Below are 13540 nucleotides of genomic sequence, written 5' to 3'. Positions count from 1 at the left end.
GCCTTCGGCAGCTGCTACACGGGAACGGAGTGGATCAGGCGATGTTGCCCAAGAGTTTTTCCCACTCCTTGTTTTCTTTCTTCGACACGCCGCCCAACAAGTCAATTGCCTGGCGCAGACGGAAACGGGTCAGGTCCGGACCGAGGATTTCCATCGCATCCAGCACCGACACCGAGCTGGCCTGGCCAGTGATCGCGGCAAACATCAGCGGCATGGCGTCACGCAGCTTCAATTCCAGCGATTCGACCACTGCCTGAATCGTCGCGGTGATGCTGTCCTTTTCCCACTGACGCAGGCTTTCCAGCTTCCACAGGATCAACTGCATCAACTGACGAACCTGATCGCCCGAAAGCTTCTTGGATTCGAACAATTTGGCATCCGGATTCACGCCGCCGGCAAAGAAGAAACCGGCGAGCGGAGCCACCTGGCTGAAGGTTTCAACGCGGCCCTGAACGTGCGGCGCGATCTTCATCATGTATTCCGGGTTCAGCGCCCAGGTCTGCAGGCGCGAGGCGAACTCTTCCACCGGCAGATCACGCAGCCATTGGCCGTTGAGCCAGGACAGCTTCTCGATGTCGAAAATCGGCCCGCCCAGCGAGACACGGCTCAAGTCGAAGTTGTCGACCATTTCCTGCAGCGAGAACTTCTCGCGCTCGTCCGGCATCGACCAACCCATGCGGCCCAGATAGTTGAGCATCGCTTCCGGCATGAAGCCCATGCGCTCGTAGAACGTCACCGAGGTCGGGTTTTTGCGCTTGGACAACTTGCTCTTGTCCGGGTTACGCAACAGCGGCATGTAGCACAGCTCCGGTTGTTCCCAGCCGAAGTACTCGTAAAGCAGGATCAGTTTCGGCGCCGAGGGCAGCCACTCTTCACCACGCAATACGTGGGTGATGCCCATCAGGTGGTCGTCGACCACGTTGGCCAGGAAGTACGTCGGCAGGCCGTCGGTCTTCATCAGCACTTGCATGTCCATGCGATCCCACGGGATCTCGACATCGCCACGCAGCATGTCCGGCACCACGCACACGCCTTCGCTCGGCACTTTCATGCGGATGACGTGCGGCTCGCCTGCCGCCAGGCGACGGGCGACTTCTTCCTTGGACAGCAACAGCGCACGGCCGTCGTAACGCGGGGTTTCGCCGCGTGCCATTTGCTCGGCGCGCATCTGGTCCAGCTCTTCGGCGGTGCAGAAGCACGGGAAGGCATGACCCATTTCAACCAGTTGCTGGCAATACTTCTGGTAGATATCGCCGCGCTCGCTCTGACGGTAGGGACCGTGCGGGCCACCGACGTCCGGGCCTTCGCTCCAGTCGATGCCCAACCAGCGCAGGGCGTCGAAAATCTGCTGTTCGGACTCGCGGGTCGAACGCAACTGGTCGGTGTCTTCAATCCGCAGGATGAACTCACCGCCATGCTGCTTGGCAAAGCAGTAGTTGAACAAAGCGATGTAAGCGGTACCTACGTGGGGGTCCCCGGTAGGCGATGGCGCGATGCGCGTGCGGACGGTGGTCATGGCAAGTCTCGAAATGAAGATAAAACAAAGGGCGAATGGTAACAGGCGATACCCGCCCCGCTCCAGTGAACAGGGCATTTAAGCCAAGTTTGCGTCTACAGAGCGCGTATGGCGTGGTGAATGGCCGAATATCAACCGATGGCATTTACCGCTTGTCGGCTGTATGACAGATTCACCTGCTGATAACTTTCCTTACAATTTCTCGACTACAGTCTGCCCCATGCCTGCCCAACTCAAGCGTCGCCTGTTTATTTTCTTGTTGCTCGTCCTGCTGATTGCCGGGGCCTTCTTTGCCCAGTGGTTCTTCAAGGGGCGATTTTATGAAAGCACCGATAACGCCTATGTCCAGGGCGAGATTACCCGCGTCTCAAGCCAGTTGAGCGCGCGCATCGACCAAGTCTTGGTGCACGACAACCAGCATGTCGAAAAAGGCCAGTTGCTGGTCAAGCTTGAAGGCGCCGACTTCCACCTCGCCGTTGACCGCGCCAGCGCTGCCCTCGCCACTCGCGAGGCCGAACGCCTGCAAGCCCAAAGCAAGCTGACCCAACAATCGAGCCTGATCGCGGCCAGTGAAGCGCAAGTCGCGTCCAGCCAGGCGAGCCTCGGCCGGTCGCTCATCGATTTGACTCGCGCCCAAACCCTGCGCAAACCCGGTTTTATTTCCGAAGAACGGGTGACCACCCTGTCCGCCGATAACCACATCGCGCGCTCGCAGGTCGTCAAGGCTCAGGCGGACGCTCAGAGCCAACGCCAGCAGGTCAACGCCCTGACCGCCGAGATCAAACGCCTGGACGCGCAGATCGCCAACGCCAAGGCCGACCTGGCACAAGCCGAACTGAACCTGACCCGCAGCGAAATCCACGCGCCCATCAGCGGCCTGATCGGCCAGCGCGCCGCCCGCGAAGGCCAGGTGGTGCAGGCTGGCGCGTATTTGCTGTCGATCGTCCCGGACCAGGACATCTGGATTCAAGCCAACTTCAAGGAAACCCAGATCGGCCACATGGTGCCTGGCCAGAGCGCCGAACTGATTTTCGACGCCTACAGCGACACGCCGATCAAGGCGCGAGTCGACAGCCTGTTCGCCGCTTCGGGCGCGCAGTTCAGCCTGTTGCCGCCGGACAATGCCACGGGCAACTTCACCAAAGTCGTCCAACGGATTCCGGTCAAACTGACCTTCGCCGCGGACAATCCGCTGCAAGGCAAGATCCGCCCGGGCATGTCTGTCACCGCTAAAGTGAACATCAAAGACGCCCCTGACGATGGCCGGTGATCAACTGATCCGCCCGGTCGGCGAACCGACCCGGCGGGACTGGATCGCGGTGATGAGCGTCATGCTCGGCGCCTTCATGGCCGTGCTCGACATCCAGATCACCAACTCTTCGCTCAAGGACATTCAGGGCGCCCTGTCGGCCACCCTGGAAGAAGGCTCGTGGATTTCCACCTCGTACCTGGTGGCGGAAATCATCATGATTCCGCTGACGGCGTGGCTGGTGCAGTTGCTGTCCGCACGACGGCTGGCGGTGTGGGTTTCACTGGGATTCCTCGTCGCCTCGCTGCTGTGTTCCATGGCGTGGAGCCTGGAAAGCATGATCGTCTTCCGCGCCTTGCAGGGCTTCACCGGGGGCGCGCTGATCCCGCTGGCCTTCACCCTCACGCTGATCAAACTCCCGGAACACCACCGCGCCAAAGGCATGGCCATGTTCGCCATGACCGCCACCTTCGCGCCCTCCATTGGCCCGACGCTAGGCGGTTGGCTGACCGAAAACTGGGGCTGGGAATACATTTTCTACATCAACATACCGCCGGGCCTGCTCATGATCGCCGGCCTGATGTATGGCCTGGAGAAGAAAGAAGCGCATTGGGAATTGCTCAAGAGCACCGACTACATGGGCATTCTGACCCTCGGCGTCGGGCTCGGTTGTTTGCAGGTGTTTCTGGAGGAAGGTCACCGCAAGGACTGGCTGGAATCGAACCTGATCGTGACCCTGGGCAGCATCGCACTGATCAGCCTGATCACCTTTGTGATCGTGCAGTTTTCCAAACCCAACCCGCTGATCAACCTCGGCATCCTGCGCAATCGCAACTTTGGCCTGTCGAGTATTTCCAGCCTGGGGATGGGGGTCGGGTTGTATGGCTCGATTTATCTGTTGCCGCTGTACCTGGCGCAGATCCAGAACTACAACGCCCTGCAGATCGGCGAAGTGATCATGTGGATGGGCGTGCCGCAACTGTTTTTGATTCCGCTAGTGCCCAAGTTGATGAAGTACATTTCGCCAAAATGGCTGTGCACCCTGGGATTCGGGTTGTTCGGGCTGGCGAGTTTTTCATCGGGAGTGCTGAACCCGGACTTTGCCGGGCCACAGTTCAATCAGATCCAGATCATCCGCGCGCTGGGCCAGCCGCTGATCATGGTCACCATCTCGCTGATCGCCACCGCGTATATCTTGCCGCAGGACGCGGGGTCGGCGTCGAGCCTGTTCAACATCCTGCGCAACCTCGGCGGCGCGATTGGCATCGCCCTCCTCGCCACCCTGCTGGATGCGCGAACCAAGACCTACTTTGATTATTTGCGCGAAGCCATTGTGCCGAGCAATGCGCAGGTGGCCGAGCGGCTGTCGTCGATGGCGGACAGGCTAGGCAATGAGACGGCGGCACTGGCAAAGATCAGCGAGATTGCGCACCAACAGGCGTCGATCATGGCCTACAACGATGCGTTTCACTTTGTCGGGATTGCGCTGGGGGTGAGCATGCTGGCGATCTTGTTGACCAAGAAATTGCCAGAGGGGATTAAGGCTGGGGAAGCACACTAAGACCGAGTAGGCCCCTATCGCGAGCTAGCTCGGCTCCTACATGTAGGAGCCGAGCTTGCTCGCGATGGCGGCCTGACAGGCACCGCAAATCTCAGACAGTAATCAACCGCTCCCGCAACTTGCCAATCTCATCACGCATCTGCGCCGCCGCTTCAAACTCCAGATCACGCGCCAACGCGTACATCTTCTCTTCCAGGGCTTTAATCCGCTTGGCGATCTCGCCCGGCGAGCGCAATTCCGCTTCGTACTTGGCGCTTTCCTCGGCAGCCTTGGCCATGCCCTTGCGCTTCTTGCTGCGCGAACCCGGCACGGTGGCGCCTTCCATGATATCGGCGACGTCCTTGAACACGCCCTTGGGCGTGATGCCGTTGGCCAGGTTGAAGGCGATCTGCTTGTCGCGCCGCCGCTCGGTTTCGCCAATCGCCCGCTCCATAGAGCCAGTGATGCGGTCGGCGTACAAAATCGCCCGGCCGTTGAGGTTACGTGCCGCCCGGCCGATGGTCTGGATCAGCGAGCGCTCGGAGCGCAGGAAGCCCTCCTTGTCCGCATCGAGAATCGCTACCAGCGACACTTCCGGCATGTCCAGGCCTTCACGCAGCAGGTTGATCCCCACCAGCACATCAAAGGTGCCCAAGCGCAGATCACGAATAATTTCGACTCGCTCTACCGTGTCGATGTCAGAGTGCAGATAACGCACGCGAACGCCGTGGTCGGCCAGGTAATCGGTCAAGTCTTCGGACATGCGTTTGGTCAGGGTCGTGACCAGAACCCGCTCTTCGAGTGCAACGCGCTTGGTGATTTCCGAAAGCAGGTCGTCGACCTGGGTCAGCGCCGGGCGGATTTCGATTTGCGGATCAACCAGCCCCGTCGGACGCACCAACTGCTCGACGACGCGGCCGGCATGCTCCGCTTCGTAATTGCCCGGCGTCGCCGAGACGAAAATCGTCTGCGGGCTGATGCTTTCGAACTCGTCGAAACGCATCGGCCGGTTATCCAACGCCGACGGCAGGCGGAAACCGTATTCCACTAACGTCTCTTTACGCGAGCGGTCGCCCTTATACATGGCGCCAACCTGCGGCACGCTGACGTGGGATTCGTCGATCACCAGCAAGGCGTCAGCCGGCAGGTAGTCGAACAACGTCGGCGGCGCCTGGCCGGACTCACGGCCGGACAGGTAGCGCGAGTAGTTTTCGATCCCGTTGCAGTAGCCCAGTTCGAGGATCATCTCCAGGTCGAAGCGGGTGCGCTGCTCCAGACGCTGGGCCTCAACCAGTTTGTTGTTGGTGCGCAGATAATCGAGGCGTTCCTGCAACTCGACCTTGATCCCTTCGACGGCGCCCAACAGGGTTTCACGCGGCGTCACGTAGTGGCTTTTCGGATAGAAGGTAAAGCGCGGCAGCTTGCGGATCACTTCGCCGGTCAGCGGATCGAACGCCGACAGGCTCTCGACCTCGTCATCGAACAGTTCGATGCGGATCGCTTCGAAATCGGATTCCGCCGGGTGGATATCAATCACATCGCCACGCACCCGGAAGGTCGCACGGGCGAAGTCCATGTCGTTGCGGGTGTATTGCAGATCCGCCAGGCGACGCAGCAACGCACGCTGATCGAGTTTGTCGCCGCGATCCACGTGCAACACCATCTTCAGATAGGTCTCCGGGCTACCCAGGCCGTAGATGCACGACACGGTGGTGACGATGATCGCGTCTTTGCGCTCCAGCAACGCCTTGGTTGCGGACAGACGCATCTGCTCAATGTGGTCGTTGATCGAGGCGTCTTTCTCAATGAAGGTATCGGACGACGGCACGTAGGCTTCGGGCTGGTAGTAGTCGTAGTAGGAAACGAAGTACTCCACCGCGTTGTTCGGGAAAAACGCCTTGAACTCGCCGTACAACTGCGCGGCCAGGGTCTTGTTCGGCGCCAGCACCAGCGTCGGACGCTGCACTTGTGCAATCACGTTGGCGATACTGAAGGTCTTGCCGGAGCCGGTCACACCGAGCAACGTCTGGTGCGCCAGCCCGGCTTCGATGCCCTCGACCATCAGGCGGATGGCTTCTGGCTGATCGCCGGCGGGCTCGAAGCGGGTGACTAGCTGGAATTCAGACATTCAATACCCCTGGATTCGCGCCTGCCCGGTCAAATGGGACAGCAACGAAAAAGACCGCAAACGGCTAAAACCGCCCGAGGAAAAAACTGGATTGTGCTCAATGTGGAGTCGATTGCCTGCTCTTTCAAGGCAAACGTCCTACATCCGGCGAATCGTTTGACGTCAGCATTCGACTAACGGTCGGAAAATAATCGGAAAAACTTAACGGAAAAGCCCAATCGTCTGTCGCCATCGATCGCAGATGGCCTCTATACTAGCTCCCCGTTTGTGCACCGCTCTAGTGCATTCGGCTGGAGCGCGACACGTCCCTCCATTCTCCATTCAGAGCCGCCGCAAAAATGAGCCTGTTCTCCGCTGTCGAAATGGCACCACGCGATCCAATCCTGGGCCTCAACGAAGCATTCAACGCCGATACCCGTACCAACAAGGTCAACCTGGGGGTCGGTGTTTACTGCAACGAGGAGGGGCGAATTCCACTCCTGCGCGCCGTTGTCGAAGCCGAGACAATTCGCGCCGCTCAACACGCTTCCCGTGGCTACCTGCCAATCGACGGCATCGCTGCCTACGACCAGGCAGTGCAGAAACTGCTGTTCGGCAACGACTCGCCACTGATCGCCGCTGGCCGCGTCATCACCACCCAAGCGGTGGGCGGCACCGGCGCACTGAAAATCGGTGCCGACTTCCTCAAGAAACTGCTGCCGAACGCCGTTGTAGCGATCAGCGACCCAAGCTGGGAAAACCACCGCGCACTGTTCGAAACCGCCGGTTTCCCGGTACAGAACTACCGCTACTACGACGCCGCGACCCACGACGTTAATCGTGCCGGCCTGCTGGAAGACCTGAACGCCCTGCCAAACGGCTCGATCGTTGTGCTGCACGCCTGCTGCCACAACCCGACCGGCGTGGACCTGAGCCCTGCCGACTGGAACAACGTGCTGCAAGTCGTCAAAGCCAAGGGTCACGTACCGTTCCTCGACATGGCCTATCAAGGTTTCGGCGATGGCATCGACGAAGACGCCGCCGCTGTGCGCCTGTTCGCCGAATCGGGTCTGACGTTCTTCGTATCCAGCTCGTTCTCCAAATCGTTCTCGCTGTACGGCGAGCGCGTTGGTGCGCTGTCGATCGTCAGCGAGTCCAAAGAAGAAAGCGCGCGCGTACTGTCGCAAGTCAAACGCGTCATCCGTACCAACTACTCCAACCCGCCTACTCACGGTGCAAGCATCGTTGCCGCTGTGCTGAACAGCCCGGTATTGCGCGCCCAGTGGGAAGAAGAACTGGCTGAAATGCGCCTGCGAATTCGCGGCATGCGCATCCAGATGGTCGACACCCTGGCAAAAAACGCGCCTCAGCGCGATTTCAGCTTTGTGGGCCGCCAGCGTGGCATGTTCTCTTACTCCGGCCTGACGGTTGAGCAAGTCACCCGCCTGCGCACCGAGTTCGGCATCTACGCCCTGGACACCGGCCGCATCTGTGTGGCTGCGTTGAACCAGAGCAATATCGACGTGGTGACCAAGGCCATCGTTCAGGTGATCTGAGTCGTCGCGTGATTGAAAACGGGAAGCCTTATGGCTTCCCGTTTTTTTATGGGTTGCAGATATCTCTCGACCCGACGGCCAAGCCCTCTAGACTGCACACCATCCCATTGTGGGAGCCGGGCTTGCCCGCGATTAGGCCATCATATTCAACATTGATGTTGGCTGATCGACCGCTATCGCGGGCAAGCCCGGCTCCCACAAGTTATGAGTAAACACGAGAATTCTTGCGAGAACCCCATGAAAAACGATGACCTACGCGCTGACCGCGATGAGCTGGACCACTTCGTGCCTCGCACCCCAGCCAAACGCGGCAACAACCTGGTGCTGCAAGTCGCTGCGGGCGTATTTCTTGGCGGCCTGGCCTTGTGGCTGGTGCAACTGGGCGCCACGATGCTCTATGCCAAACTGATGCTCGGCACCCTTACCTTCGGCGGTTAAGCCAGTTCGGTGGCACGCTGACTGGCGGCGTCGTCATAGGCGACGTAGAGCGATTCCGCCACCTGACTCTTGATGGCCTTGGTGCTTTCCAGCCCCAGAACAAACCCTTCGGCCTTGCCGCCAGCACGGTTCAACTCCTCGGCGTTGCTGGCCTGAGTGATTGCGTCGAACAGTTTTTCGGCGTGCGGGCCAACCCCTTTGGGCAAGCTGATCTGAGCGATGCTCATGCGAACACCCCGTTGTTGAGAGGTGTAAGGATTGAATGGTTCATGGCGCGTACCTTTTCGGCGAATGGCCGGCAGCGCGTGTGACCACTTCCGGGCGGCCATGGTAGACCTCTGAAACGATTCTGGTAACCGCCCACGACCGATTAACCGCCGTCTGTCCCGACGAATCGGTCAAGTTGCTATCAGACGCTTGACTTCTCTTTTTGAATCAGTAACATAGGCGCCATTCCGCGATAGCTCAGTTGGTAGAGCAAGTGACTGTTAATCACTGGGTCCCTGGTTCGAGTCCAGGTCGTGGAGCCAGACAAGGTTCCAGAGAAGGCTTTCAAAATCTCTGCCCCCCCGAAAAACCCGCCTTCTGGCGGGTTTTTTCGTTTGCAGGTCAAGCGAATGCTGGCGGATGCCATTGCCCCCCCCATAGAAGCTAGAAGCCAAGAACCAAGCCAAGACGGAGGCCCCATCAACGGCCGCCACCTGGAAAGCGTTGCCCTCGACTGGTATTACGGCACGACCAAAGCGCACAGTGATCGGTGGCAAGCGGTACTCAAGCAACGTGAGTGTTCGCTGCAAACTCATGCGCGGGCTCAGGCTTGATCTTGAACCAGAGGGCATACATCGCTGGCAGGAACACCAGGGTCAGCACGGTGCCAGCAAACGTACCGCCAATCAGGGTGTAGGCCAGCGTTCCCCAGAACACCGAATGGGTCAGAGGAATGAACGCCAGCATCGCCGCCAACGCCGTGAGAATCACGGGCCTCGCGCGCTGCACAGTGGCTTCGACCACGGCGTTGTATGGCGACAGGCCGGCTTGCTCATTTGAGTGAATCTGGCCGATGAGGATCAGCGTGTTGCGCATCAGAATCCCTGACAAGGCAATCAGTCCCACCAAGGCGTTGATCCCGAACGGTTGCTGGAACAGCAGCAGAATTGGCACCACACCAATCAGGCCCAAAGGCGCGGTGGCGAACACCATCATCATTGCCGACATCGAGCGCACCTGAATGATGATAGTCAGCAACATCAGCGCGATCATGATCGGGAACAACGGCAACAATGCCTTGTTTGCTTTACCCGACTCCTCGATCGCGCCGGCAAACTCAATGCGGTAGCCCGCCGGCAGTTTTTCGGTGATGGGCTGCAACTGCGTTATCAAGGCGTTGGAGACATCGGGAGGCTGAAGACCTTCAGCCACGTCACCGCGCACGGTTATTGTCGGCGTACGATCACGACGTCGCAGGATGGGCTCTTCCATGCGCACATCCACCGCCCCGACCTGGGACAGCGAAACGCGCTGGCCTTGGACGCCGGTCAGCGTGAAGGCGGCAATTTTCGATGGATCCAGACGCGTCTCACCCGCGGAGCGAGCGACCACCTGAACCGAACGAATGTCCTCACGCACCTCGGTGACAGGCACCCCCGTGAGCAGAAATTGCAGCTGTTGCGCGACATCGGTCGAGGTCAAGCCGAATGCTTGCAGGCGATCCTGATCCAGCGTGAGATGAAGTGCCGGCACGCGCTCGCCCAAGTCGGTGTTGACGGTCCTCATCATGGGGCTGGCGGTCATGATCTCACGCACCTGCGCGGCGATATCCCGCAACACTGCGGGGTCGGCGCCCATCACCCGAAAGGCCACCGGATACGGTGAATAAGGACCAAATACCAACTGCGTCACTCGCACCCGAGCTTCAGGCGCCAAGCCATCGGCCGCCGCTTGTCTGAGGCGGAGCTTGAGCGCCTCACGCTCTTGCTGATTCGCGGTCAGGACGACGATTTTTGCGAAGGATGGATCGGGTAGTTCAGGGGCCATCGCCAAGTAGAAGCGCGGCGCGCCCTGGCCAATGTAAGCAGTGACGATCTTGGCCTCCGGCTGCTGAGCCAACCACGCCTCGACCTTGGCCGCCGCCACATCAGTCTGTTCGATAGAGGTGCCGTAAGGCATCTGCATCTCAACCAGCACCTCAGGTCGGTCGGACGTGGGGAAGAACTGCTTGTTGACCACGCCCATGCCCAAAATCGCAACAACAAACAAGCCCACGACGGATGTCGCCACCAGACCTTTGCGGCGGATCACACTGCCCAGCAGGCGCCTGAAACGCTGGTAGTTCGGTGTACCGTAAATCGCCGTATGTCCGCCTTCAGGCACCTTGATCTGCGGCAGCAGTTTGACGCCCAGGTAAGGGGTAAACACCACGGCCACCACCCAGGAAGTGATCAGCGCGATGCCAACGATCCAGAACATGTTCGCGGTGTACTCACCAGCGGTCGACTTGGCAAAACCGTTGGGCATAAAGCCGATCGCTGTCACCAACGTTCCCGACAACATCGGCGCGGCCGTGTGGCTCCAGGCATAAGCGGAGGCCTTGATTCGGTCGTAGCCCTCCTCCATCTTCACCACCATCATTTCAATGGCAATGATTGCATCGTCCACCAGCAGTCCCAGCGCCAGAATCAACGAGCCCAGGGTAATTCGATCAAAGTCTTTGCCCGTGGCCGCCATGACAATGAACACGGCCGCCAGGGTCAGCGGCACCGCCGCGGCAACCACAACGCCGACACGCCAGCCCATGCTGAGAAAACACACCAGCAGCACCACGCCCAAGGCAGCAAAAAACTTCACCATGAACTCGTTGACGGAGGCGCCAATATTCACCGCCTGATCCGTGACCTTGGTCAGGCTCATGCCCAAAGGCATCTGCTCGTTGATCGCTGTGGCCTCAGCGTCCAGCGACTTCCCCAAATCCAGGCCGTTCCAGCCGTCGCGCATGACCACGCCGAGCAACAGTGCCGGCTCGCCGTTGTTGCGTACCAGGAACGTCGCGGGGTCCTCATAACCACGCTTGACCTCAGCCACATCGGACAACTTGAGGGTTCTGCCTTGCACCGTCAGTGGGGTATTACGAATCTTCTGCAGGTCATCAAACGCGCCATCCAGGCGGATGAAAACCTGTGGGCCCTTCGCTTCTACCGAACCTGCCGGGGTTATCATGTTTTGCGTGTTCAACGCACTGAAGATGTCTCGTGCGGAAATGCCCAGTGTCGCCAAACGCTCGTAGGACAGCTCGACAAAAATGCGCTCGGCCTGTTCACCGATGATGTTGACCTTCTTCACACCCGCCACATGCAGCAGACGCTGGCGCAAGCTCTCGGCTTCGCGCACCAACAGACGTTGGGGCTCGCCCTTGGCCTTGAGCGCATAGAGCGCGAAGGTGACATCGGAATACTCATCATTGACCATCGGGCCGATCACCCCAGACGGCAACCCCTTCTGCTCATCCAGGATTTTCTTGCGCGCCTGGTAAAACTCCTCCTGGACGGCTGAGGGGGGCGTGCTGTCGAGCAGGTACACCGTAGTGAATGCCAAGCCGGGCCGGGTAAAGGTCTCGGTCCGATCGTACCAACGCAGTTCCTGCATGCGTTTTTCCAGCTTTTCTACCACCTGGTCTTGCATCTCCTGGGCCGTCGCCCCAGGCCAGGCGGTGACCACCGTCATTTGTTTAATGGTGAATGCGGGATCTTCCGCACGCCCCAGTTTGAAGAAGGCGTACAACCCACCCACAGAAATCAGCAGGATCAAAAACAGGGTGATTGAGCGCTCGCGTACGGCCAGCGCCGAAAGATTGAAGCCGCTCATCGACTTACCTCAACCACTGAATTTTGCGGAGCATCGGCGAGTTCAGTCCTGACCTTCTCTCCCTCGCTCAGCAAGTGAGCACCCAATGCGACAACTCGATCACCCACCTGCAGATCCCCCGTCACGCGCACGCTGGCCTCATTATTCAGGCCGCGAACCTTGATCGGGCGCCATGCCACCTGCTCAGCTTCCCCGCCCACCACCCAGACCCCCGGGCCTTTACCGGCGTCGTAGAGGGCCCCCATGGGCACCTGTAATTCCTTGGCATCAGCAACATCCGTGTCAGCGATAACCACTGAGATCGTCGAACCCAGGGTGGCGTTGGAGAGCGCCCCCTCCAGCACATAACGCGCTTCAAACGTTCGGGTCTGTCGGTCGGCAGAGTCGGACAACTGGCGTAAACGCGCTTTACCTGCAGTCTGGTGCTGGCCGTATAACTCAACCGTCGCCGCCGAGCCCAGCGCAGGACGTAGCGTCTCGGGTAACTGGATCACGGCCTCGCGCTGCCCTGAATGGGCAACGCGTACCACCACCTGCCCTGCGCCAACTACCTGCCCCGGCTCCGCCAAGGTATCCACTACCACCCCGTCAGCATCCGCCAGCAACGTCGAATAACCGGTCGCGTTTTTCGCCACATCAGCCTGGGCCTGGGCAGCGTTGAGTTGGGCTTTCGCCGAGTCGGCAGCTGCTTTGAACCCTGYGTAAGCTGAAGCAGATACCGCTCCGACGGACACCAGATCACGGTAGCGAAGCTCGTCATCGGAGGCCTGCCGAGCTCGGGCCATGGCGGCCAGTACCGCTTCCTGCTGTGCCCGCGCGGTCAGCGTCAGGTCGTTGGCATCGATTCGCATAAGTGGCTGCCCGCGCTTGACACTTTGTCCAGCATCCACCAAACGCTCCAAGACCTTCCCAGGGACCCGAAAACCGAGATCGCTCTGAACTCGGGCCGCGACGATACCGGTGAATACCCGTGCCGCAGGCGCGGAGGGTTGAACCACGCCGATGCGCACCAAGGGCACTTGAAGGCGAGGATCGGCAGGCGTGGCCTCGTTGCAGGCCGCTAGGGCAAACGGCAACAAGACAATGAAAATGGCTGACATGCGGTGGCGCTGGATCATAAAGATCTCTCGGTAGCGGATGCACCATGCTTATTCAAGTGACCATTTATGTCAATAGTCACTACCGAGACGAATGAACATCGCCCACTTGATCAGAGCAAAGCAAAGAGGCTCGATATCTAGTTTTTTCAGGCGCACACGCTGATACGGATGCGCAG

9 protein-coding genes and 1 tRNA gene are annotated in these 13540 nt (G+C 59.5%); 5 read left to right on the top strand and 5 right to left on the bottom strand.

All coding sequences use genetic code 11. From position 1 onward, the window contains the following. Positions 1 to 34: 34 nt before the first annotated feature. Positions 35 to 1516: a glutamate--tRNA ligase gene (gene gltX, locus AC1D2P_RS28335; RefSeq protein ID WP_008037650.1), complete on the bottom strand. Its 1482-nt coding sequence runs from the start codon at positions 1514 to 1516 to the stop codon at positions 35 to 37. Positions 1517 to 1736: 220 nt separating this feature from the next. Here gltX and AC1D2P_RS28330 point away from each other — a divergent pair, with 220 nt between their 5' ends. Both AC1D2P_RS28330 and AC1D2P_RS28325 read left to right on the top strand, forming a co-directional pair. Further along, a complete protein-coding gene (locus tag AC1D2P_RS28330) occupies positions 1737 to 2786 on the top strand; it encodes an HlyD family secretion protein (RefSeq protein WP_109785881.1) in 1050 nt (349 codons plus the stop codon). Continuing rightward, positions 2776 to 4326 carry an MDR family MFS transporter gene (locus tag AC1D2P_RS28325; RefSeq protein ID WP_109785882.1) on the top strand — a complete coding sequence of 517 codons (1551 nt, stop codon included), beginning with the start codon at positions 2776 to 2778 and terminating at the stop codon, positions 4324 to 4326. The genes AC1D2P_RS28330 and AC1D2P_RS28325 overlap by 11 nt, the downstream gene beginning before the upstream one ends. A 91-nt stretch (positions 4327 to 4417) precedes the next feature. On the opposite strand, the gene uvrB is transcribed toward AC1D2P_RS28325, so the two are convergent. Beyond that, positions 4418 to 6433, bottom strand: coding sequence for an excinuclease ABC subunit UvrB (uvrB, locus tag AC1D2P_RS28320; protein ID WP_109785883.1), 2016 nt, complete (start codon positions 6431 to 6433; stop codon positions 4418 to 4420). Positions 6434 to 6771: 338 nt separating this feature from the next. Between uvrB and AC1D2P_RS28315 the strand changes: the two genes are divergently transcribed. Both AC1D2P_RS28315 and AC1D2P_RS28310 read left to right on the top strand, forming a co-directional pair. Further along, entirely contained in the window at positions 6772 to 7968 is a 1197-nt protein-coding gene (locus tag AC1D2P_RS28315; protein ID WP_077430543.1) for an amino acid aminotransferase, read from the top strand. Positions 7969 to 8205: 237 nt separating this feature from the next. After that, on the top strand, positions 8206 to 8406 hold the full coding sequence (locus tag AC1D2P_RS28310) for a hypothetical protein (RefSeq protein ID WP_077430544.1): 201 nt from the start codon (positions 8206 to 8208) through the stop codon (positions 8404 to 8406). On the opposite strand, the gene AC1D2P_RS28305 is transcribed toward AC1D2P_RS28310, so the two are convergent. Beyond that, complete coding sequence (locus AC1D2P_RS28305; RefSeq protein WP_046027137.1) at positions 8403 to 8633, bottom strand: hypothetical protein; 231 nt, start codon at positions 8631 to 8633, stop codon at positions 8403 to 8405. The two genes, AC1D2P_RS28310 and AC1D2P_RS28305, sit on opposite strands and share 4 nt — an antisense overlap. A 227-nt stretch (positions 8634 to 8860) precedes the next feature. On the opposite strand from AC1D2P_RS28305, the gene AC1D2P_RS28300 reads away from it, so the two are divergent. Then, positions 8861 to 8936: transfer RNA gene (locus tag AC1D2P_RS28300), tRNA-Asn, on the top strand. A gap of 241 nt (positions 8937 to 9177) precedes the next feature. Here AC1D2P_RS28300 and AC1D2P_RS28295 read toward each other — a convergent pair. Together AC1D2P_RS28295 and AC1D2P_RS28290 are read right to left on the bottom strand one after the other, a co-directional pair. After that, entirely contained in the window at positions 9178 to 12264 is a 3087-nt protein-coding gene (locus AC1D2P_RS28295; RefSeq protein ID WP_223524018.1) for an efflux RND transporter permease subunit, read from the bottom strand. Continuing rightward, positions 12261 to 13382, bottom strand: a complete 1122-nt coding sequence (locus AC1D2P_RS28290; protein WP_477811698.1) for an efflux RND transporter periplasmic adaptor subunit — start codon at positions 13380 to 13382, stop codon at positions 12261 to 12263. Before AC1D2P_RS28290 ends, AC1D2P_RS28295 begins: the two co-directional genes overlap by 4 nt. Between the last annotated feature and the right edge of the window lie 158 nt (positions 13383 to 13540).

This window comes from Pseudomonas sp. P1_F1_2 (assembly GCF_056405815.1).
This window is presented reverse-complemented; position numbering and strand designations above follow the sequence as displayed.